The 21223-nt window shown below is 65.3% G+C and carries 15 protein-coding genes and 1 pseudogene; 13 read left to right on the top strand and 3 right to left on the bottom strand.

Annotated elements, in window-relative coordinates; translation table 11 throughout:
* Positions 1-23: 23 nt before the first annotated feature.
* From QJT78_RS05235 to QJT78_RS05215, 5 genes are all read left to right on the top strand, one after another.
* Positions 24-1268: an ABC transporter substrate-binding protein gene (locus QJT78_RS05235; RefSeq protein ID WP_028146883.1), complete on the top strand. Its 1245-nt coding sequence runs from the start codon at positions 24-26 to the stop codon at positions 1266-1268.
* Between the two features lie 150 nt (positions 1269-1418).
* Entirely contained in the window at positions 1419-2297 is an 879-nt protein-coding gene (locus QJT78_RS05230) for a branched-chain amino acid ABC transporter permease (protein ID WP_014496898.1), read from the top strand.
* Positions 2297-3280 (top strand): branched-chain amino acid ABC transporter permease, encoded by a 984-nt coding sequence (locus tag QJT78_RS05225; protein ID WP_014496897.1) that lies wholly within the window; start codon positions 2297-2299, stop codon positions 3278-3280. Before QJT78_RS05230 ends, QJT78_RS05225 begins: the two co-directional genes overlap by 1 nt.
* Positions 3277-4008, top strand: a complete 732-nt coding sequence (locus tag QJT78_RS05220; protein ID WP_028146884.1) for an ABC transporter ATP-binding protein — start codon at positions 3277-3279, stop codon at positions 4006-4008. The genes QJT78_RS05225 and QJT78_RS05220 overlap by 4 nt, the downstream gene beginning before the upstream one ends.
* On the top strand, positions 3992-4696 hold the full coding sequence (locus QJT78_RS05215) for an ABC transporter ATP-binding protein (protein ID WP_014496895.1): 705 nt from the start codon (positions 3992-3994) through the stop codon (positions 4694-4696). Before QJT78_RS05220 ends, QJT78_RS05215 begins: the two co-directional genes overlap by 17 nt.
* Positions 4697-4856: 160 nt before the next feature.
* On the opposite strand, the gene QJT78_RS05210 is transcribed toward QJT78_RS05215, so the two are convergent.
* Positions 4857-5531, bottom strand: coding sequence for an aldolase (locus QJT78_RS05210; RefSeq protein ID WP_028146885.1), 675 nt, complete (start codon positions 5529-5531; stop codon positions 4857-4859).
* Here QJT78_RS05210 and ltnD point away from each other — a divergent pair.
* The 6 genes from ltnD to QJT78_RS05180 all read left to right on the top strand — a co-directional run bounded on the left by ltnD (position 5415) and on the right by QJT78_RS05180 (position 15102).
* Positions 5415-6554, top strand: coding sequence for an L-threonate dehydrogenase (gene ltnD, locus QJT78_RS05205; RefSeq protein WP_335337531.1), 1140 nt, complete (start codon positions 5415-5417; stop codon positions 6552-6554). The genes QJT78_RS05210 and ltnD overlap by 117 nt on opposite strands.
* Before the next feature lie 16 nt (positions 6555-6570).
* Complete coding sequence (otnI, locus tag QJT78_RS05200; RefSeq protein WP_028146886.1) at positions 6571-7353, top strand: 2-oxo-tetronate isomerase; 783 nt, start codon at positions 6571-6573, stop codon at positions 7351-7353.
* On the top strand, positions 7350-8627 hold the full coding sequence (gene otnK, locus QJT78_RS05195) for a 3-oxo-tetronate kinase (protein WP_028146887.1): 1278 nt from the start codon (positions 7350-7352) through the stop codon (positions 8625-8627). The genes otnI and otnK overlap by 4 nt, the downstream gene beginning before the upstream one ends.
* A 170-nt stretch (positions 8628-8797) precedes the next feature.
* On the top strand, positions 8798-10489 hold the full coding sequence (locus tag QJT78_RS05190) for a methyl-accepting chemotaxis protein (RefSeq protein WP_038942077.1): 1692 nt from the start codon (positions 8798-8800) through the stop codon (positions 10487-10489).
* Between the two features lie 244 nt (positions 10490-10733).
* The gene (locus QJT78_RS05185; RefSeq protein WP_038942078.1) at positions 10734-13913 is read left to right on the top strand and encodes an efflux RND transporter permease subunit; all 3180 of its coding nucleotides are present in this window, start codon (positions 10734-10736) and stop codon (positions 13911-13913) included.
* Entirely contained in the window at positions 13900-15102 is a 1203-nt protein-coding gene (locus QJT78_RS05180) for an efflux RND transporter periplasmic adaptor subunit (RefSeq protein ID WP_281460190.1), read from the top strand. The genes QJT78_RS05185 and QJT78_RS05180 overlap by 14 nt, the downstream gene beginning before the upstream one ends.
* Positions 15103-15253: 151 nt before the next feature.
* Here the strand turns inward: QJT78_RS05180 and QJT78_RS05175 are convergent.
* Together QJT78_RS05175 and QJT78_RS05170 are read right to left on the bottom strand one after the other, a co-directional pair.
* Positions 15254-16764: pseudogene (locus QJT78_RS05175) on the bottom strand (acetyl-CoA acetyltransferase).
* Between the two features lie 166 nt (positions 16765-16930).
* Positions 16931-18064 (bottom strand): nitronate monooxygenase, encoded by a 1134-nt coding sequence (locus QJT78_RS05170; RefSeq protein ID WP_028146892.1) that lies wholly within the window; start codon positions 18062-18064, stop codon positions 16931-16933.
* Positions 18065-18319: 255 nt separating this feature from the next.
* On the opposite strand from QJT78_RS05170, the gene QJT78_RS05165 reads away from it, so the two are divergent.
* Positions 18320-19990 carry an NAD(P)/FAD-dependent oxidoreductase gene (locus tag QJT78_RS05165; protein WP_028146893.1) on the top strand — a complete coding sequence of 557 codons (1671 nt, stop codon included), beginning with the start codon at positions 18320-18322 and terminating at the stop codon, positions 19988-19990.
* A gap of 173 nt (positions 19991-20163) precedes the next feature.
* Entirely contained in the window at positions 20164-21045 is an 882-nt protein-coding gene (gene yghU / locus QJT78_RS05160) for a glutathione-dependent disulfide-bond oxidoreductase (RefSeq protein WP_028146894.1), read from the top strand.
* Positions 21046-21223 lie beyond the last annotated feature (178 nt).

Here is a 21223-nt window from a genome sequence, read left to right as displayed (position 1 = left end):
ATTTAGTAACAGGGGACTTTGCCATGACGATCTCTCGCCGCGACGTGCTGCTTGGTGCCACCGCCACTGCCGCGCTGGTGCCGCTCGCTGCACGCGCCCAGACCTCCGAGGTCGTGATCGGCGTCATCTATCCGTTCTCCGGCGGCAGCGCGCAGCAGGGCGTCGACGCGCAGAAGGCCTATGAGACCGCGCTCGAGGTCATCAACAAGGACACCGATTTCGATCTGCCGCTGGCCAAGGGCGAGGGTCTGCCCGGCCTCGGCGGTGCAAAAGTCCGCCTCGTGTTCGCCGACCACCAGGCCGATCCGCAAAAGGGCCGCGCCGAGGCCGAGCGCCTGATCACGCAAGAGAAGGTCTCCGCGATCATCGGCACCTATCAGAGCGCGGTCGCCGTCACCGTCAGCCAGATCTGCGAACGCTACCAGATCCCGTTCGTCTCCGCCGACAACTCCTCGCCGAGCCTGCATCGCCGCGGCCTCAAATATTACTTCCGCGCCGCCCCGCATGACGAGATGTACTCGGCTGCGATGTTCGACTTCTTCGATGCCTTGAAGAAGAAGGGCACCAAGATCGAGACGCTGTCGCTGTTCCACGAGGACACCATCTTCGGCACCGATTCCGGCAACGCCCAGGCCAAGATCGCCGGCGAGCGCGGCTACAAGATCGTCACCGACATCAAGTATCGCGCCAACTCGCCCTCGCTCTCGGCCGAGGTGCAGCAGCTCAAGACCGCCAATGCCGACGTGCTGATGCCGTCGAGCTACACCACGGACGGCATCCTGCTGGTCAAGACCATGGCCGAGCTGGGCTACAAGCCGAACGCGATCGTGGCGCAGGACGCCGGCTTCTCGGAGAAGGCGCTCTATGATGCCGTCGGCGACAAGCTCGAAGGCGTGATCTCTCGCGGCACCTTCTCGCTCGATCTCGCGCAGAAGCGTCCCATGGTCGGCAAGATCAACGAGATGTTCAAGGCGCGCTCGGGCAAGGACTTCAACGACCTGACCTCGCGCCAGTTCATGGGCCTGATCATCCTGGCCGACGCCATCAACCGCGCCAAGTCGGCCGACGGCGAGAAGATCCGCGATGCACTGGCCGCGACCGACATCCCGGGCGAGCAGACCATCATGCCCTGGAAGCGCGTCAAGTTCGACGATGCCGGCCAGAACAACGACGCCGACCCGGTGCTGCTGCAATATGTCGGCGGCAAGTTCGTCACCATCTTCCCGCCGCAGGCCGCGATCGCCGAAGCGATCTGGCCGATGAAGTAAGATTGGGAAGCGGGAGCTCGGACGTAGCTCCCGCCCTCATCCTGAGGAGCGGGCGTAGCCCGCGTCTCGAAGGACGAGGGCTGGGCCATCCTTCGAGACGCGCGCTGGTGCGCGCTCCTCAGGATGAGGATCTATTTCGGGGGACGACTTTTGACAGCTCAAGCCATTATCCAGAGTCTCGCGAGCGGCCTTCTGATGGGCCTGCTCTACGGACTGATCGCGGTCGGCCTCGCGCTGATCTTCGGCCTGATGGACGTCACGAACTTCGCCCATGGCGAGTTCCTGATGATCGCGATGTACCTGTCCTTCTTCCTGTTCGCGTTCTTCGCGATCGATCCCCTGCTGTCGGCCCCATTGGTCGCCGCAGCGATGTTCGTGTTCGGAGCGGTGGTCTATCTACTCCTTGTACGCTTCGCCATGCGGGCCAAGGCCAATGCCGGCATGGTGCAGATCTTCACGACTTTCGGCCTTGCGATCGTGATGCGCGGCCTCGCACAGTACTTCTTCACGCCGGACTATCGCAGCATTCCACAGTCCTGGCTCGGCGGTAAAACCATCTCGGTCGCCGGCATCTTCTTGCCGGAGCCGCAACTGGTCGGCGCGCTGGTCTCGATCGCGGCCTTCGCCGGGCTCTACCTCTTCATCCACCGCACCGACTTCGGCCGCGCGCTGGAAGCCACCCGAGAGGATCCCGGCGCCGTCGCGCTCGTCGGCATCGACAAGAACCGCGTGTTCGCGTTCGGCTGGGGCCTCGGCGCCGCGCTGGTCGGTCTCGCCGGTGCGATCATGGCGGTGTTCTTCTACATCTATCCCGATGTCGGCGCGTCGTTCGCGCTGATCGCCTACGTCACCGTGGCGCTCGGCGGCTTCGGCAGCGTGTTCGGCGCCTTCGCCGGCGGCATCATTGTCGGCCTGGTCGAAGCGGTGACCGCGCTGGTGTTGCCGCCATCGCTGAAGTCCGTCGGCATCTATGCCGTCTATCTCCTCGTCGTCTTCATCCGGCCGCGCGGCCTGTTCGGATCGATGTGATGGACAAGGCTTTTGCAGCGCGGCGCCGCCGCGACCTCATCATCGCCGCAGTGCTGGCCGGGCTCGCGGCGCTGGCTCCGCTGTTGATCAAGGATGTTTACGTCCAGAACATCCTGATCCTGACCCTGATGTATGCGGCGCTGTCGCAGAGCTGGAACATTCTGTCCGGCTATTGCGGACAGATCTCGCTGGGGCACGCGCTCTATTTCGGCATCGGCGCCTACACCACCGAGCTGCTGTTCACCAAGTTCGGCGTGCTGCCCTGGTTCGGCATGCTCGCCGGCGGCGTGATTGCGGCAATCATCGCAATGGGGCTCGGCTATCCCTTCTTCCGCCTGCGCGGCCATTACTTCGTGATCGCGACCATCGTCATCGCCGAGATCGGACTGCTCTTGTTCCAGAACTGGGAATGGGCGGGGGCTGCGATGGGAATCACCGTTCCCGTGCGCGGCGACAGCTGGCTGAAATTCCAGTTCATGCGCAGCAAACTGCCGTACTTCTATTTTGCGCTGGTGCTGTGCAGCCTCGCCTGGTTCGTCACCTGGTGGTTGGAGGACTCCAAATGGGGCTTTTGGTGGCGCGCGGTGAAGGACAATCCGGAAGCGGCCGAGAGCCTCGGTGTCGTCGTGTTCAACTCCAAGATGGGCGCGGCCGCGGTCTCCGCCTTCCTCGTCGCCATTGGCGGCGCGTTCTATGCACAGTTTCTCGCCTATATCGACCCTGAAAGCGTGATGGGCTTCCAGTTCTCGCTGCTGATGGCGTTGCCGGCCGTGCTCGGCGGCATCGGCACCCTCTGGGGCCCGGTGCTAGGGGCGGCCATCCTGATCCCGATGACCGAGCTGACGCGCTCCTATATCGGCGGCTCCGGCCGTGGTGTTGACCTGATCGTCTATGGCGCCCTGATCGTCGCGATCTCGCTGGCCCTGCCGCGCGGTCTGGTGAGCCTGTTCTCCCGTTCAAAAGCGAAGGGAGCCACGCGATGACTGCGCTCCTTGAAACCCGAGGCGTCTGGCAGCGGTTCGGCGGCCTCGTCGCCAACAGCGATGTCTCGATCTCGGTCGGCCGCGGCGAGATCGTCGGTCTGATCGGGCCGAACGGTGCCGGCAAGTCGACGCTGTTCAATCTCATCGCCGGCGTCCTGCCGCCGACTCAAGGGTCGATCTGGTTCGACGGCGAGGATGTCACCAACATGCCGGCGGCCGAGCGCTGCCAGCGTGGCGTCGGGCGCACCTTCCAGGTGGTCAAGAGCTTTGAGACCATGACTGTCATCGACAACGTCATCGTCGGTGCTCTCGTGCGCAACACCGTGATGCGCGAGGCACGCCGCAAGGCGCATGAGGTGCTCGAATTCACTGGCCTTGCCGCGCGCGCCGACGTGCTCGCGAGCGACCTCGTGCCGGCCGAGAAACGCCGCCTCGAAGTCGCCCGTGCGCTGGCGACCGAACCGAAGCTGCTGCTGCTGGACGAAGTCCTCACCGGCCTGACGCCGACCGAGGCGCAGACCGGCGTCGCGCTGGTGCGCAAGGTGCGCGATGCCGGCATCACCGTCCTGATGGTCGAGCATGTCATGGAGATCGTGATGCCGCTGGTCGACCGCGCCATTGTGCTCGACCTCGGCAAGGTGCTGGTCGAGGGTAAGCCTTCCGACGTCGTCCGCGATCCCAAGGTGATCAGCGCATATCTGGGAGATCGTCATGCTGTCGGTGCATGAAGTCACGACCGCCTATCAGGGTCTGGTCGCGATCTCCGCGGTCTCGATCGAGGTCCAGAAGGGCGAAATCGTCTGCGTCGCCGGCGCCAATGGCGCGGGCAAGTCGACGCTGCTCAAATCCATCGCCGGCGCCGAGCGCCCGCGCTCGGGCACGGTGACGTTCGACGGCAAGCGGCTCGACGGCATGGCGCAGCATCACGTCACCGCCACCGGCATCGCCTATGTGCCGGAGAACCGCCGCCTGTTCCCGCGCCTGTCGGTGCGCGACAATCTGCGCCTCGGCAGTTATCTGTACCGCGGTGATGCCGACCGCGAGGGGCCGCTCAATCTCGTGTTCACGCTGTTCCCGCGTCTCCAGGAACGTTTGGAGCAGCGCGCCGAGACGCTCTCCGGCGGTGAGCAGCAGATGCTCGCGATCGGCCGCGCGCTGATGACGCGCCCGCGGCTGTTGATGCTGGACGAGCCCTCGCAAGGCATCATGCCGAAGCTGGTCGACGAAATCTTCCAGGCGGTGCTGCGCATCCGCGACGCCGGCATGACCGTGCTGATCGTCGAGCAGCGCATGGCCGAGTGCCTCGAAATCGCCGACCGCGCCTACATCCTGCAAACCGGCCGCGTGCTGATGCAGGGCCCGGCAGCGGAGATCAGGGGTAATCCGGACGTGCGCAAGGCATATTTGGGGCTGTAGTTACTACCTGGTCGGTGTCATCGCCCGCGAAGGCGGGCGATCCAGTATTCCAGCGACGCTAGTTGGATACGGAGAAGCTGCGGCGTACTGGATTCCCCGCTTTCGCGGGGAATGACTGTGGTGGATGAGGCGGCGTTAGTCCGCCCATGACGACGCGCCGCTAATGCTCGTGCCCATGCTCCGGCAGCGCCACCCCGAACACCTTCACCAGATCCTTCACCTGCTCCGGCGACAGATACCGCGGGTTCATCCCGCGCAGCAGCAGGTACAGCTTCGCCGTCTCCTCCAGCTCCTCCGTCGCGAACACCGCGGCTTCCAGCGTATCGCCGGCGACCACCGGGCCGTGGTTAGCGAGCAGCACGGATGAATATTTGCCCGCCAGTCCCTTGATCGCATCCGCAACCGCGGGATCGCCGGGGCGGTAATAGGGCACAAGCGCGGTGGCGCCGCATTTCATCAAATAATAAGCGGTCATCGGCGGCAGCGCCGCGCGCGGGTCGATCTCGGGCAGCATCGAGAGCGCGACCGAATGGGTGGAGTGCAGATGCACGATCGCCCGAGCGCTTTCGCGCGTATCGTAGAGCGCGGTGTGCAGCGGAACTTCCTTGGTCGGCGCATCACCCGAGAGGAGGCGCCCCCGTGCGTCCAGCCGCGACAGTCGCGCCGGGTCGAGGAAGCCGAGCGAGGCGTTGGTGGGGGTGACGAGCCAACCGCCGTCGTGCATCTTGACGCTGATATTGCCGGAAGAGCCCGGCGTCAGCCCGCGCTCGAACAAGGATCGTCCGAAGCGGCAGATATCCTCACGCAGCCGGGTCTCGTTGCTCATAGCCGTCATGCCCGCTTGTCTCATGCTTTGGCAGCGCGGCCAAGCCGTGTTATTCGGATCAGTGAGCCGCCGCAAAGGGCGGCCGTCCAGGAAACGTTCGCAAGGGTCAGTCGCATGTCCGCCTCCACGTCACAAAATCAGCGTATCGCCGTCATCGGGCTCGGCTCGATGGGGTTCGGCATGGCGACCTCGCTGAAGCGCGCCGGTCATGCGGTGACCGGCTGCGACGTCTCGGCTGACGCCGTGGCGCGTTTCGTGAAGGACGGCGGCGCGGGCGCCAGCACGCCGGCGGAAGCGGCCAAGGGCGCCGACATCGTCGTCAGCGTCGTCGTCAATGCCGCGCAGACCGAGACGATCCTGTTCGGCAAGGATGGCGCCGCCGAGACCCTGCCGAAGGACAGCGTCTTCCTGTCCTCCGCCACCATGGACCCGGATGTGGCCCGTCGCCTCGCAAAACAGTTGGAGGCGACCGGCCGTCACTATCTGGATGCGCCGATCTCCGGCGGCGCGCAGCGCGCGGCCCAAGGCGAGCTGACGATCCTCGCCTCCGGTAGTCCCGCTGCCTTTGCAAAGGCACGGCCGGCGCTCGATGCCATGGCGGCAAAACTCTACGAGCTCGGCGATGCCGCGGGGCAGGGCGCCGCCTTCAAGATGATCAACCAGTTGCTCGCCGGTGTGCATATCGCCGCCGCCAGCGAAGCGATGGCGTTCGCCGCCAAGCAGGGCCTCGACATCCGCAAGGTCTATGAGGTGATCACGGCTTCCGCGGGCAATTCCTGGATGTTCGAGAACCGCATGCCACACGTGCTCGACGGCGATTACACGCCGCGCAGCGCGGTCGAGATCTTCGTCAAGGACCTCGGCATCATCCAGGACATGGCGCGCAGCGCCCGATTCCCGGTGCCGGTCTCTGCGGCCGCGCTCCAGATGTTCCTGATGACATCCGCTGCCGGCATGGGCCGCGATGACGACGCCTCGGTGGCGCGCATGTATGCGCAGGTCACCGGCGTAAAACTTCCCGGCGACAAGTAGAGCCAAGAGGATTCCAATGCCCCGTTTCGCCGCCAATCTCTCGATGATGTTCACCGAGGTGCCGTTCCTCGACCGTTTCGACGCCGCCGCGCAAGCGGGCTTCACCGCGGTCGAATTCCTCTTTCCCTACGAGCATCCGGCCGAGGTGGTCGGCGAGCGGCTCAAGCGCAACGGTCTGACGCAGGCGCTGTTCAACCTGCCGCCGGGCGACTGGAACGCCGGCGAGAAGGGCTTTGCTGCTCTTCCCCAGCGCTTCGCCGATCTCAAGGCGAGCCTGGAGACCGCGTTGCCGTACGCCAAGGCGACCGGTGTCAAGCGGCTGCACTTGATGGCCGGCATTGCCAACCGCGGCGAGCGCGTCGCGATCGAGGCGTTCTACAAATCGGTGGCGTGGGCTGCGGAGTTCTTCGCTCCGCACGGCATCGACATCGTGCTCGAGCCGATCAATGCGCGCAATGTGCCCGGCTACTTCCTCAACGATTTCGGCTTCGCGCGCGATCTAATTCAAGAGCTGAGGCTTCCGAACCTGAAGCTCCAGTTCGACATCTATCACTGCCAGATCATCCACGGCGACGTCACCATGCGCCTGCGTGAGATGATGCCGATCATCGGGCACATCCAGATCGCCAGCGTTCCCTCGCGCAACGAGCCCGACGGCGAGGAGCTGAACTATCCGTTCCTGTTCACTGAACTCGACCGGCTCGGCTATACCGGCTTCGTCGGCTGCGAATACAATCCGCGCGGCAAGACCACCGATGGCCTCGCCTGGTTCAAGCCTTACGCGGGAGTGAAGCCGTGACGCTCGCACTGGGTTGCGTCGCCGACGATTACACCGGCGCCTCCGATCTCGCCAACACGCTGACGCGCGCGGGCCTGCGCACCGTGCAGACCATCGGCGTGCCCGCGGACGATCTCACGCTGCCCGAGGTCGACGCCGTCGTGGTGTCGCTGAAGAGCCGCTCGATCGAGGCGGGCCTTGCCGTGTCGCGCTCGCGCGCGGCGGAGAAATGGCTGCGTGACCGCGGGGCGCGCCATGTGCTGTTCAAGATCTGCTCGACCTTCGATTCCACCGATGCGGGCAATATCGGTCCGGTGATGGACGCGCTGCGCGCCGATAGCGGCGAGGCCGTCGCGCTGGTGACGCCGGCCTTCCCGGAGACCGGTCGCACGGTCTATCAGGGCAATCTGTTCGTCGGCGCCGTGCCGCTGAACGAGAGCCCGCTCAAGGACCATCCGCTCAATCCGATGCGTGATTCCAACCTGGTGCGCGTGCTGGCACGCCAGAGCAAGACGCAGGTCGGCCTGGTCGACCTCGCGACCGTCACCCGCGGCGCAGAGGCCGTGCGGACTCGGCTTGCCGAATTGTCAGGCAAGGGCATCGGTGCCGCGATCATCGATGCCGTGTTCGACCGCGACCTCGAGACCATCGGCCTCGTCGCTGCCCAGCATCGGCTGTCGGTCGGCGCCTCCGGCATTGGCCTCGGACTGGCGCGGGCTCTGGTCTCGACGGGCAAGGTCAAGTCGGCCGCTGGCAGCGGCGGCTCGGACGCCGCCGTCGGCGGACCGGCAGCCTGCCTCGCCGGAAGCTGTTCGCAGGCGACGCTTCAGCAGATCGCCAATGCCGAACGCGTCATGGCGGTACTCCATCTCGATCAGGACCGTATTCTTACGGGAGCGGACGAAGTGCAGCGCGCGATCGCCTGGGCCAAGCCGCGTTTAGCCGACGGTCCGGTCCTGATCGCGTCGAGCGCGACACCGGATCAGGTCGCCGCCCTGCAGGCGCGCCACGGCCGCGATGCGGCCGGTCACGCCATCGAGCAGGCGATGGCCGACATTGCGGAAAACCTAGTCAAATCAGGCGTCCGTCGGCTGGTCGTGGCTGGCGGCGAGACCTCCGGCGCCGTCGTCGATCGCCTCGGGATTCCCGGCTTCCTGGTCGGCGCGGAGATCGCTGCGGGCGTCCCGGTGCTGCGCGCCGTCGGCGCTGAAGCAGGCGATATGCTGCTCGCGCTGAAGTCCGGAAATTTCGGCGGGCCGGAATTCTTCGCGGACGCGCTTGGGCTCATGCGCTGAGCGCGGGGCGTTCTTAGCTGCCTGTTCATTTCTTTCAGGCTCCGTACTCGAACGGAGTCGTAGTTAACATCTGCTCAGTCGCTCTGTTGTCTGATGTCGGCGTCGCTCCTTTTGGTTGATTGTTAAGACGTCCCGGACGCGCGCCCGCGCCAGCACAACGAGACCCGATTATGTTCGCCACCATCTCCATTCGCGCCAAGATCATCAGTGTCGTGGCGTTCCTGCTGGTCGCGATGACCGGCATGGGCCTGCTCGCCGTCACGAAGATGCGGTCGATGAACGCCAACACCACCGACATCACCACGAGCTGGCTGCCCAGCGTCCGGGTGCTCGGCGAACTCCGCGCCAGCGTCATCACCTACCGCAACGTCGTTCGCCAGCACATGCTGTCCGAGACCCTCGAGGAGAAGCTCGCCAACGAAAAGACGGCCGGCACCGTCATCGAGGCGCTCGCCAAATCCCGCAAGGCCTACGAGCCGATGATCACCTCGCCCGAGGAGCGCCGGCTGTACAACGAATGGGCCAAGCTCTGGGACGATTACAAGAAGGGCACCGAAGACGTCATGGCGCTCTCGCGCAAGGAGGCCGGCAAGGTCCCGCATGACGCCCAGGAGCTGAACACCAAGACGGTCAACAAGATCGGCCTTGCGTCGGATGAGGTCCTGACGAAGGACATCGAGCTCAACACCAAGGGCGGAGATCAGGCTGCCCAGGATGCCGCCGACAGCTACTACTATGCCTTCATGCTGGTCTCGATCATCCTCGGCGCCGCCGTGATCATCGGCATCGGCGTCAGCTTCTACCTGGTGCAGGACGTCTCCGCCGGCATCAACTCGATCATCCAGCCGATGCAGGCGCTCGGCAAGGGCGACCTCTCCGCCGAAGTCCCGCATCGCGGCGAGAAGACCGAGATCGGCGCCATGGCCGATGTGCTCCAGATCTTCAAGGAAGCCTTGATCGCCAAGAAAGCCGCCGATGAGGCCGCCGCCGCCGACGCCGAAGCCAAGATCGAGCGCGGCCGCCGCGTCGACGGCATCACCCGCGACTTCGAAACGATGATCGGCGAGATTGTCCAGACCGTGTCGTCGGCCTCGACCCAGCTCGAAGCCTCCGCCTCGACGCTGACCTCGACCGCCGACCGCTCCCAGCGGATGGCGACCACGGTCGCCGCGGCCTCGGAGGAAGCCTCGACCAACGTGCAGTCGGTGGCCTCGGCCACCGAGGAGATGGCCTCGTCGGTCGGTGAGATCAGCCGCCAGGTGCAGGAATCAGCGCGGATGGCGGGCGACGCCGTCGGCCAGGCTCGTGCCACCACCGAGCGCGTCAGCGAGCTGTCCAAGGCGGCCTCCCGCATCGGCGACGTCGTCGAGCTGATCAACACCATCGCCGGCCAGACCAACCTCTTGGCGCTGAACGCCACCATCGAGGCGGCGCGTGCCGGCGAGGCCGGCCGCGGCTTCGCGGTGGTCGCCTCCGAGGTGAAGGCGCTCGCCGAGCAGACCGCCAAGGCGACCGGCGAGATCGGCCAGCAGATCTCCGGCATCCAGGCGGCGACCAACGACTCCGTCGGCGCCATCAAGGAGATCTCCTCGACCATCGAGCGTCTCTCCGAAATCTCCTCGGCGATTGCGGCTGCGGTGGAAGAGCAGGGCGCAGCGACCCAGGAGATCGCCCGCAACGTGCAGCAGGCGGCGCAGGGCACCCAGCAGGTCTCCTCCAATATCACCGACGTGCAGCGCGGCGCGACCGAGACCGGCACGGCCTCCTCGCAGGTGCTGTCGGCAGCGCAGATGCTGTCCAACGACTCGAGCCGCCTCAAGACCGAGGTCAGCAAGTTCCTGACCAACGTCCGCGCGGCCTGAGCCGGGACACGATCGCAGTTCTGAAAGCGGCGCCTGCGGGCGCCGCTTTTTTAGGTGGGGTAAGCCGCTTCCGTAATCTTCCGGCCGCAGGCTGCATATCTGGAATGCGATTTCGCAGTGCGATAGCAGGGAAGTGACCGCACGGGGCGGCGCTGTCGTTGGCCATTTCCGCAGTGTTCGGGTAAATCAGCCTCAGGAACCCGTGGGGCGTGTTCCCTGTCCCCGATTTGGAATTGCCTGACCGATGATTGCTCTGGTCCGTATTGCCCTGAGCCGACCCTACACGTTTGTCGTGCTCGCGCTTCTGCTCCTGATCATCGGGCCGCTCGCGGCCCTGCGGACGCCGACCGACATCTTCCCGGACATCCGCATCCCCGTAATCGGCGTGGTCTGGCAGTACACCGGCCTGCCGCCGGACCAGATGTCCGGCCGCATCACCACGCCGTTCCAGCGCGCGCTGACGACGACCGTCAACGACATCGAGCACATTACCGCCAACTCCTATAACGGCTTTGGCATCATCAAGATCTTCTTCCAGCCGAACGTCGACATCCGCACCGCCAACGCGCAGGTCACCGCGATCTCGCAGACGCTGCTGAAGCAGATGCCGCCGGGCGCAACGCCGCCGCTGATCCTGAACTACTCCGCCTCGACCGTTCCGATCATCCAGGTGGCTTTGTCGGGCGATGGCCTGACCGAGCAGAACCTCGCCGATATCGGCATCAATAATCTGCGCACCCCGCTGGTCACGGTGCCCGGTGCGGCGATCCCGTATCCGTTCGGCGGCAAGCAGCGCCAAATCCAGATCGACCTCGATCCGACCGCGCTCCAGGCCCGTGGCCTGTCGGGCCAGGACGTCGCCAACGCGCTCGCAGCCCAAAACCTGATCACGCCGGTCGGCACCCAGAAGATCGGCCAGTTCGAATACAACATCCAGCTCAACAACTCGCCGCTGAAGATCGACGAGCTCGGCAATCTGCCGATCAGGACCGTCAACGGCGCGATGGTCTATGTGCGCGACGTCGCGACCGTGCGTGACGGCAATCCGCCGCAGACCAATATCGTCCACGTCGACGGCAACCGCTCGGTGCTGATGATGGTGCTGAAGGCGGGCGCGACCTCGACGCTCGATATCATCGCCGGCATCAAGCAGAAGGTGATCGACGTCAAGGACCAACTGCCGGACGCGCTGAAGATCGGCTTCATCGGCGACCAGTCGGTGTTCGTCCGCGGTGCGATTCAAGGCGTCGCGATCGAAGGCGTGATCGCGGCGCTGCTGACCAGCGTCATGATCCTGCTGTTCCTCGGCAGCTGGCGCTCCACGGTCATCATCGCGGTCTCGATCCCGCTCTCGGTGCTCGGCGCCATCATCATGCTGTCGGCGATCGGCGAGACGCTGAACATCATGACGCTCGGCGGCCTTGCGCTCGCGGTCGGCATTCTCGTCGACGACGCCACCGTGACCATCGAGAACATCAACTACCATCTGGAGCAGGGCAAGCCGGTCGAGCAGTCGATCCTCGACGGCGCCAACCAGATCGTGACGCCGGCCTTCGTCTCGCTGCTCTGTATCTGCATCGTGTTCGTGCCGATGTTCTTCCTCTCCGGCGTCGCCCGCTTCCTGTTCGTGCCGATGGCCGAAGCCGTGATGTTCGCGATGATCTGGTCGTTCATCCTGTCGCGCACGCTGGTGCCGACCATGGCGAACTATCTGCTGCAGGCGCACGTCCATCACGAGGGCGGCCCGCCGAAGTCGCGCAATCCGCTGGTCTGGTTCCAGCGCGGTTTCGAGGCCCGGTTCGAGCGCATTCGCGGCGGCTACCATGACTTCCTCGGGCTCGCGCTGGCGCACCGCGCAGTGTTCGTGATCGGCTTCCTCTGCGTGGTCGGCGCGTCCTTCGCGCTGGTGCCGTTCCTCGGGCGCAACTTCTTCCCGGCGGTCGATGCCGGCAATATCCTGATGCATGTCCGCACCCAGGTCGGCACCCGCGTGGAGGAGACGGCGAACCAGCTCGCCGACGTCCAGAAGGCGATCCGCAAGCTGATCCCCGGTGAAATCGAGACGTTGACCGACAACATCGGCATGCCGATCTCCGGCATCAACATGACCTACAACAACACGGGCGTGATCGGCCCGCAGGACGGCGACATCCAGATCAAGCTGAAAGAGGGCCACAAGCCGACGGAAGAGCACGTGCGCGTGCTCCGCGAGCAGCTGCCGCGCCTGTTCCCCGGCGTCAGCTTCGCGTTCCTCCCCGCAGACATCGTCAGCCAGATCCTGAACTTCGGCGCGCCGGCGCCGATCGACCTGCAGATTCGCGGCGCCAACATCAACGCCAACTTTGCCTACGCCAACAATCTGCTGGCGAAGGTCCGCAAGATTCCCGGCGTTGCCGATGCACGCATCCAGCAGTCGCCGAACAACCCGACCTTCAACATCGACGTCGACCGCACCCGCGCTCAATATGTCGGCCTGACCGAGCGCGACGTCACCAACAGCCTGGTGGTCAATCTCGCCGGCTCCTCGCAGGTGGCGCCGACCTACTACCTTAATCCGGACAACGGCGTGTCCTACTCGATCGTGATGCAGACGCCGCAATACCAGATCGACTCGCTCAGCGCGCTGCAGACGCTGCCGATCACGGCCGCCGGCAATTCGCAATCGCCGATCCTCGGCGGCATCGCCGACATCAAGCGCTCGACCTCGAGCGCGGTGGTGTCGCAATACGACATCCAGTCGCTGGTGCAGATCTTTGCCACGACCTCGGGCCGCGATCTCGGCGCGGTCGCCGCCGACATCCGCCAGGTGATCGCCGACACCGCCAAGGACGTGCCGAAGGGCTCTTCCGTGGTGCTGCTCGGCCAGGTGCAGACCATGAACAGCGCCTTCACCGGTCTTCTGTTCGGCCTGCTCGGTGCGGTCGTGCTGATCTACTTCCTGATCGTCGTGAACTTCCAGTCCTGGTCCGATCCGTTCGTGATCATCACGGCGCTGCCGGCCGCGCTCGCCGGCATCGTCTGGATGCTGTTCATGACCGAGACGACGCTGTCGGTGCCCGCCCTGACCGGCGCGATCATGTGCATGGGGGTTGCCACCGCCAACAGCGTGCTGGTGATCTCCTTCGCCCGCGAGCGCTACGAGGAGCTCGGTGACCCCATCGCCGCCGCACTCGAGGCCGGGTTCGTCCGGTTCCGTCCGGTGCTGATGACCGCGCTCGCCATGATCATCGGCATGGCGCCGATGGCCCTGGGGCTCGGGGAGGGCGGCGAGCAGAATGCGCCGCTTGGCCGTGCCGTGATCGGCGGCCTGATCTTTGCAACTTTCGCCACGCTGATGTTTGTTCCCGTGGTGTTCAGTATGGTACACAAGAAACAAGGCGCCAAAGCCGCCGCCCCATTGGAGACTCCGCATGTCGCCCACTGAACCCCGCTCCCCGGTGTCGCACCGGAAACTGGGCATCTTCGGCGTGGTGGCGCTGATTGCGGCAGGCCTCGTCGTGGGCACCGGCATTCGCGCCCGCGAGGAGCAGGGCTCCAAGCTGAAGGAATGGACCGACGATCAGGCCGTTCCTAGCGTTGCGGTGACCCTGCCGAACGCAAAATCCCTCAACGGCACCATCGACCTGCCGGGCCGGCTCGAGGCCTATTACCGCGCGCCTATCTTCGCGCGCGTCTCCGGCTATCTGAAGAGCTGGAGCGTCGACATGGGCGCGCGCGTCAAGGCGGGGCAGGTGATCGCCGAGATCGAGGCGCCCGACCTCGACCAGCAACTGCTTCAGGCTCGCGCCGACCTCGCCAGCCAGCAGGCCAGTGCCAGGCTCTCGGAAGCAACGCTCAACCGGCGCAAGACGCTAGTCGCCTCCAACTTCGTCTCCGCGCAGGAGATCGACGAGCGCACCGCCGATCTCTCCAACAAGAACGCGGCCGTCCACTCAGGCCAGGCAAATGTCGAGCGGCTTGAAGCGCTGGCCGGCTACAAGAAGATCACGGTGCCGTTCGATGGCGTGGTCACGGCGCGCGATACCGACGTCGGCGCGTTGATCAATGCCGGCGGCGGCTCCGGCCCGGCGATGTTCGTGGTCTCCGACATCACCAAGCTGCGCGTTTACGTCAACGTTCCCCAGAACTACGTGTCGGCGATCAAGATCGGCGCCAAGGCCACCATGGTCATGCCGGAATACCCGAACCGGACATTCCAGGCGACGGTCGAGGCGTCTTCGCAGGCCGTCGACGTCGCCTCGGGCACCACCCGCATGCAGCTTCGGCTCGACAATTCCAACGGCGAGTTGATGGGCGGCTATGCCAGCGTGAAGCTCAACCTTCAGCGCGACACCGCGCCGCTGAGCATTCCAGCCAGCGCCCTGATCTTCAACGGCAGCGGCCTGCGTGTTGCGACCGTCGGCCCCGACGACAAGGTGCAGTTCAAGACCGTGACCATCGCACGCGATCTCGGCAAGGAGATTGAACTCGCCTCGGGCATCGCACCCGACGACCGCGTCATCACTGCTCCGCCGGATGGTCTTTCCGACGGCGACCAGGTTCGCGTCGCCGGCGGTGCTGGTGCCAAGGGCAAGCCAGCGACCGCGTCGGAGAAGCAGGCGCCGAAGGGCTAGCGCGGTCTCGTGCCCCCGGACGCGGCGCAGCATGAAATGATGCGCCGCTGAGCCGGGGCCCATCTCTCCTCAAGGCACCGTGTTGCTTTCTGGGTCCCGGCTCTGCGGAGCGGCATTCCATGCCGCACCGCGTCCGGGACACGAGAGCTAGCTACGCCACCCGCCACTCCGGCACGCCATCCGCGGCCATCGTGATCTCGCCGAGCAACCCTACCGGCGTGCGATCCATGTTGAGCAGATGCGCGAGAGTCGCCGTATCGCTGGCCGCGATACGCCCCAGCGTACGTCGATCATCTTCCGTCCGCAGCATCACCACGCCGTGTTCGATCTCGCCGCCGCGGCCATAGAGCACCGTAAAGCTCTCGACCTTGCCCCTGCCTGAAACTTCCGTGACGAACTCGGGCACCGCGCGCTTGTTGCGGTCGGCCTCTGCCTGGACGCTCGTCTCCTGCGCCAGCGCGGCGCGCGGCGTCTTCGATACCACCAATGCGTGGTGCTTGGTGACGAAGCCGCCCTGGCCGTAGAGCAGCCCGAGCTTGGCACCATCGCGCACACGCCGCACCATCGCGCAGGCCGCGTGCGTCATGTAGGTGTTGAGCGGCGCACCGAAGAAGGTGAGGCCACCGGTCACGGTCGGCTGTACATCGGCGCCGAGGCCCAGCGTCCGCCGCGCCATCTTGGGCACGCAGGGGAAGCAGCTATAGAGCTCGATCGCGTCGAATTTTTTGCCGTCGCCGCCGGCGAGGTCCATCGCCGCCTTCAGCACCGCATTCTGCGGATGGCTTTCATGGAACTGATCGCGCAGGAGATAATCGCGCGGCTCTTCGGCCGAGGCGCCGCCAAGCGGGTAGACCAGCTTGTCCTCGGCGATGCCGGCCGCGCGCGCCTTGGCGAGGCTGGTGAGCAGCAGCGCGCCGCCCATGTTGACGCTGGGATTGGCGACCATGAGCTTGTTGTAGGGCCAGGCGATCAGCCGGTTGTCCGCCGTCGGCGTCGTGATCTCGTCCGGCGCATAGCGCCGCTTCAGCCAGGCGTTGGGATTTTCGGCGGCGGCCTCGGAGTAGCGCGACCACAGCGTGCCGGACTCTGCCATGGCTTCGCGCGGCGTCTGGCCCCAATGGGCTGAGGAGGCGGACTCATAGAATGGATAAACGGTGACGGGACGGAACACGCCAGCTTCACCGCCAGCGGCTTCTGGAAAGCCGCCCCACGCTTGGGCTCCTCGACGTCATGGGCGAACGGCGTCCAGGGTAGCTTGAGCCCGGCGCGCTCCGCCTTGGTCGCGGTCGACTGTGCCTCCGCACCGCAGACTGCCGCCACCGTGCATTCGCCACGCGCAATGCGCTTTGCTGCCTCGTGGAGGTAGCGGATCGGGCTCTCGCCGCCGACCGGGCCGTAATAGCAATGCGCCGGCGCAATGCCGAGTCGCTGCGCCAAAAGCTTCTCCGGATCGCGATAGCGCCAGCTCAGGAAGTTGACGACGTCGAGCGACTGCACCTCGCCAAGCAGCTTTGCGCCGGCGTCCTGCTCGGCCCGCCGTAGCGCTTGCTCGAGCAGATCCAGTGGCTCGAGGCCGTCGGTGATCTCCTTGGGTCGGTCGATGATCTCGCCGATGCCGACGATGACGGGGATGAGGTCTTCGGGGGTAGTGGTCTTGGTCATTTCTTCTTGCTTCACGTTTCAGATCTTGGGCACGCCGTCGTCCTTCGAGGCCTTCGCTGCGCTACGGCGCCTCAGGATGACGGCTACGGGGACAACGTCATCCTGAGGTGCGAGGTCGGCGGCGCAACGCGCCGTCGGGCGAGCCTCGAAGGATGGGCCGCGGGCACTACTCCGCTACCAGCGCATTCATGTGCTCGACGGCCTCGGCAAATTCTTCCTTGAACTCCTGCACCACCGCGCCGGCCGACTTCACGCTGTCGATCAGACCGACGCCCTGGCCGACGAAATAGCTGACGAGGTCGCGCGCCTTGGCATTGCCGCTCGCCGCCGCGCGGTCGATCGCGTTAAAGGCGTCGCGGCTGACGATGCTTTGCAGCGGCATCGGCAGCGCGCCGGGGCTTTCCGGCGCGCGGTCCCAGGCATCGGTCCAGACCGAGCGGAGCTGGCGTGCTGGCTTGCCGGTGCGCCCCTTCGAACGGATCGCGTCGCGCGAGGACGCCGCGATCATCTTCTCGCGGAAGATCTCCGTGGTCTCGGCCTCGACGGTGGCGAGCCACACCGAACCGGTCCAGGCGCCGGCCGCGCCCATCGCCATGCAGGCGGCCATCTGCCGTCCCGTCATGATGCCGCCGGCCGCGAGCACCGGCACGTCGCGGATCTTCTTGATCGCCTTGATCACCTCCGGCACCAGCACCAGGGTCGAGACCTCGCCACAATGGCCGCCGGCCTCGGTGCCCTGCACCACGAGAATGTCCACCCCGGCCGCGACCTGGCGCAACGCATGTTCCTTGGCGCCGACGAGGGCGGCAACAGGCACGCCGTGCTTCCTGCCCATCTCGATCATCGCCTTCGGCGGCACGCCCAGCGCGTTGGCGATCAAACGGATCGGATGGTTGAAGGAGACCTCGAGCAGCTGAAGTGCCGTCTTCGCGTCGAACGGTTGCGGCTGGTTGTCGGCCACATCGGTTGTCGTCAGCTCGATATCGTATTTCTTCAGGAGGTCGCGGGTGTAGGCGCGGTGCTCCTGCGGCACGCGCGCCTCCAGGCTCTTCCAGGTGACGTCCTTCTCGCCTGCGGTCGAGATGTTCTCGGGGATCAGCACGTCGATGCCGTAGGGCTTGCCGTCGACATGATCGTCGATCCATTTCAGCTCGCGTTCGAGCGTGTCGGGCGTGTGCACCGTGGCACCCAACACGCCAAAGCCGCCGGCACGGCTGACGGCGGCAACGACGTCGCGGCAATGGCTGAAGGCGAGCAGCGGGAACTCGATGCCCAGCATGTCACAGATCGGCGATTTCATGGCTCTCTCCCGGCAGCCGTCGCGTTGCTGTTGTTGCTTTGCTTGAGCGAAGGCGCTTCGACGCTAGCCCATCGTCGCCAGCGATGCCAATCCAGATTTGGCCGCGCATCTTGCGTGCAGACGCCACGCGGCGGATGAGCCATTCCGCTGCACAAAATAAACAGACCGGAGCCCGCCGATTTGCCTCTTGCGCTTTTGCGGGCCTGTGAGAATGCTGGCGCAAACAAAGAGAAAACAGCGAGGGAGCGCCAACCGATGTCGCAAGCGCAAGCGAGTCCGGCCCGAACCGTGAAGGCCCAAGCCTTGAAAGCTTACGACGTGGTCGTCGTTGGTGCGGGCTTTGCCGGCATGTACATGCTGCACCGTCTGCGCGGTCTTGGCTTCTCGGCGCGCGTCTATGAGCAGGGTGGTGGCGTCGGCGGCACCTGGTACTGGAATCGCTATCCCGGCGCGCGCTGCGATGTCGAGAGCATGCAGTATTCCTACTCGTTCTCGGAAGAGCTGCAGCAGGAATGGGACTGGAGCGAACGCTACGCGCCGCAGCCGGAGATCCTGAACTACGCCAACCACGTCGCCGATCGTTTTGACCTTCGCCGCGACATCCAGTTCGACACCCGCGTCGAGCGCGCGGCGTTCGACGCGCGCGCGAAGTGCTGGTCGGTGACGACGTCCGATGGCCAGACGGTTGAGGCGCAGTTCGTCGTGCTCGCGACCGGCTGTCTCTCGAACGCGCGCAAGCCCGACATCAAGGGCCTCGAGAGCTTTAAAGGACCTGTCTACCACACCGGCAGCTGGCCGCATGAACCGATCGATTTCACCGGTCAGCGCGTCGGCCTCATCGGGACCGGTTCGTCGGGTATCCAGTCGGCCCCCATCATTGCCGAGCAGGCCCGACATCTCACCGTGTTTCAGCGCACGGCGAATTTTTCGATCCCTGCGCGCAACGCCGCGCTGACCGACGAAGAACGCAACAACTTCCGCAAGACCTATCCGGAGATCCGCCGCTTCGCCCGCGAAGTCGCACGCAACGGCATTTTCGCCGAGCAGCCCGATCGCGGCGCACTCGACGACAGCGACGAGACCAGGAATGGCAAATATTCGGCCCGTTGGGACCGCGGCGGGCTCACCTTCATGTATGTCTACAACAATCTCGGCCTCGAGCGATCCGCGAACGATACCGCGGCGAACTTCGTGCGCGGCAAGATCGCCGAGATCGTGAAGGATCCCGAAACCGCGAAGCTGCTTCAGCCGAACAGTCATCCGATCGGCACCAAGCGCATCTGCATCGATACGGATTATTTCGCGACCTTCAACCGGCCGAACGTCTCGCTGGTCGACATCAAGACCAATCCGATCGAGGAGATCACCGCGAATGCCGTGCGTGTCGCGGGCAAGGACCACGAGGTCGACGCGCTGGTGATGGCGACGGGCTTCGATGCCATGACTGGCTCGGTCGCGAAGATCGACATCAGTGGCCCGGGCGGACGGACGCTGAACGAGAAATGGGCGGAAGGCCCAAAGACCTATCTCGGGCTGATGAGCGCGGGCTTTCCGAACCTCTTCATCATCACCGGCCCCGGCAGTCCGTCGGTGCTCTCGAACATGATCGTCTCGATCGAGCAGCATGTCGACTGGATCGCCGATTGCCTCGGCCACATGCGCAGGCAGGGTGTTGCCACCATGGAGGCAAGCGGGGAGGCCGAGGACAAGTGGGTCGCCCATGTCAACGAGGTCGCCCGCGGCACGCTCTATCCGCAGGCCAATTCCTGGTACATGGGCGCCAACATCCCAGGCAAGCCGCGCATCTTCATGCCCTATATCGGTGGCGTCGGCGTCTACCGCCGGATCTGTGACGAGGTCGCGGCGAAGGGATATGAGTGGTTTTTGCTGGGGCGGGCCGAGCAGCCGCAGGCCGCGGCGTCCTAGGTGTCCCGCCATTCCGGGGCGTCGCGGGGCGGCGGGCCCGGAACGACGGGGGGGAAGTGGCCTGCCATGACGAAACGTAGAGTTGCCACGCCCGGCAATGCATTTCTGCGCCCTTGCCATCGGCAATTCGCGGGCTAATTAATGCAGGCGCATCTTTTTGCCGGAGCCCCCGCATGACCGACGCCCCCGCCTACGTGCCGCCCAAAGTCTGGACCTGGAACAAGGAGAATGGCGGGCAATTCGCCAGCATCAACCGGCCCATCGCCGGTCCCACCCACGACAAGGAGCTGCCGGTCGGCAAGCATCCCTTCCAGCTCTATTCGCTGGCGACGCCGAATGGCGTGAAGGTCACGGTGATGCTGGAGGAACTGCTGGCGCTCGGCCACAAGGGCGCCGAATACGATGCCTGGCTGATCAGGATCGGCAATGGCGACCAGTTCGGCAGCGGCTTTGTCGACATCAACCCGAACTCGAAAATTCCCGCGCTGGTGGACCGCTCCGGTCCCGAGCCTGTCAGGGTGTTCGAATCCGGCTCGATCCTGGTCTACCTCGCCGAGAAGTTCGGCGCCTTCCTGCCGAAGGATATCAAGAGCCGCACCGAAGCGATGTCCTGGCTGTTCTGGCAGATGGGCAGCGCGCCCTATCTCGGCGGCGGTTTTGGTCACTTCTACGCCTATGCGCCGACCAAGATCGAATACGCCATCGACCGCTTTGCGATGGAGGTCAAGCGCCAGCTCGACGTGCTCGACCGGCGCCTTGCCGACAACGAGTACCTCGCGGGCAATGAGTACACCATCGCCGACATCGCGGTGTGGCCCTGGTATGGCGCGCTCGCCAAGGGGCTGGTCTATGGCGCCGGCGAATTCCTGTCGGTGCAGGACTACAAGCACGTGCAGCGCTGGACCGATCAGATCGCCAAGCGTCCGGCCGTCAAGCGCGGCCGCATGGTCAACCGCGTCTCCGGCGATCCCGCCAGCCAGCTCCACGAGCGCCACGACGCCGGCGATTTCGACACCAAGACCCAGGACAAGATCGGCGAGCCAGCGGCGACGTAGCGCTGTGCTCTCTTCGCCTCTCCCCGCACGCGGGGAGAGGCCGGAATCCGCGCTGAAAGCGCGGATTCCGGGTGAGGGGGACTCCCCGCGAGTCTAACTCCCACCGCCCCCGCGAAGACTCCCCCTTACCCCAACGCTCTCAGCGCGAGCGAAGCTCGTCGCGGCCCCGCAAGCGGGG

The organism is Bradyrhizobium sp. Mp27, assembly GCF_029953005.1.
Taxonomy (GTDB): Bacteria; Pseudomonadota; Alphaproteobacteria; order Rhizobiales; family Xanthobacteraceae; genus Bradyrhizobium; species Bradyrhizobium barranii.
The sequence above is the reverse complement of the archived record's forward strand: the minus strand, read 5'-3'. Positions and strand labels throughout refer to the sequence as shown.

Excerpts from the sequence above, each read along its gene's own strand:
- QJT78_RS05225 (WP_014496897.1), top strand. The coding sequence starts at position 2,297 with ATGGACAAGGCTTTTGCAGCGCGGCGCCGCCGCGACCTCATCATCGCC.
- QJT78_RS05235 (WP_028146883.1), top strand. The coding sequence starts at position 24 with ATGACGATCTCTCGCCGCGACGTGCTGCTTGGTGCCACCGCCACTGCC.
- QJT78_RS05190 (WP_038942077.1), top strand. The coding sequence starts at position 8,798 with ATGTTCGCCACCATCTCCATTCGCGCCAAGATCATCAGTGTCGTGGCG.
- QJT78_RS05210 (WP_028146885.1), bottom strand. The coding sequence starts at position 5,531 with ATGACGGCTATGAGCAACGAGACCCGGCTGCGTGAGGATATCTGCCGC.
- yghU (WP_028146894.1), top strand. The coding sequence starts at position 20,164 with ATGACCGACGCCCCCGCCTACGTGCCGCCCAAAGTCTGGACCTGGAAC.
- QJT78_RS05215 (WP_014496895.1), top strand. The coding sequence starts at position 3,992 with ATGCTGTCGGTGCATGAAGTCACGACCGCCTATCAGGGTCTGGTCGCG.
- QJT78_RS05165 (WP_028146893.1), top strand. The coding sequence starts at position 18,320 with ATGTCGCAAGCGCAAGCGAGTCCGGCCCGAACCGTGAAGGCCCAAGCC.
- otnI (WP_028146886.1), top strand. The coding sequence starts at position 6,571 with ATGCCCCGTTTCGCCGCCAATCTCTCGATGATGTTCACCGAGGTGCCG.
- QJT78_RS05180 (WP_281460190.1), top strand. The coding sequence starts at position 13,900 with ATGTCGCCCACTGAACCCCGCTCCCCGGTGTCGCACCGGAAACTGGGC.
- QJT78_RS05220 (WP_028146884.1), top strand. The coding sequence starts at position 3,277 with ATGACTGCGCTCCTTGAAACCCGAGGCGTCTGGCAGCGGTTCGGCGGC.
- QJT78_RS05170 (WP_028146892.1), bottom strand. The coding sequence starts at position 18,064 with ATGAAATCGCCGATCTGTGACATGCTGGGCATCGAGTTCCCGCTGCTC.
- QJT78_RS05185 (WP_038942078.1), top strand. The coding sequence starts at position 10,734 with ATGATTGCTCTGGTCCGTATTGCCCTGAGCCGACCCTACACGTTTGTC.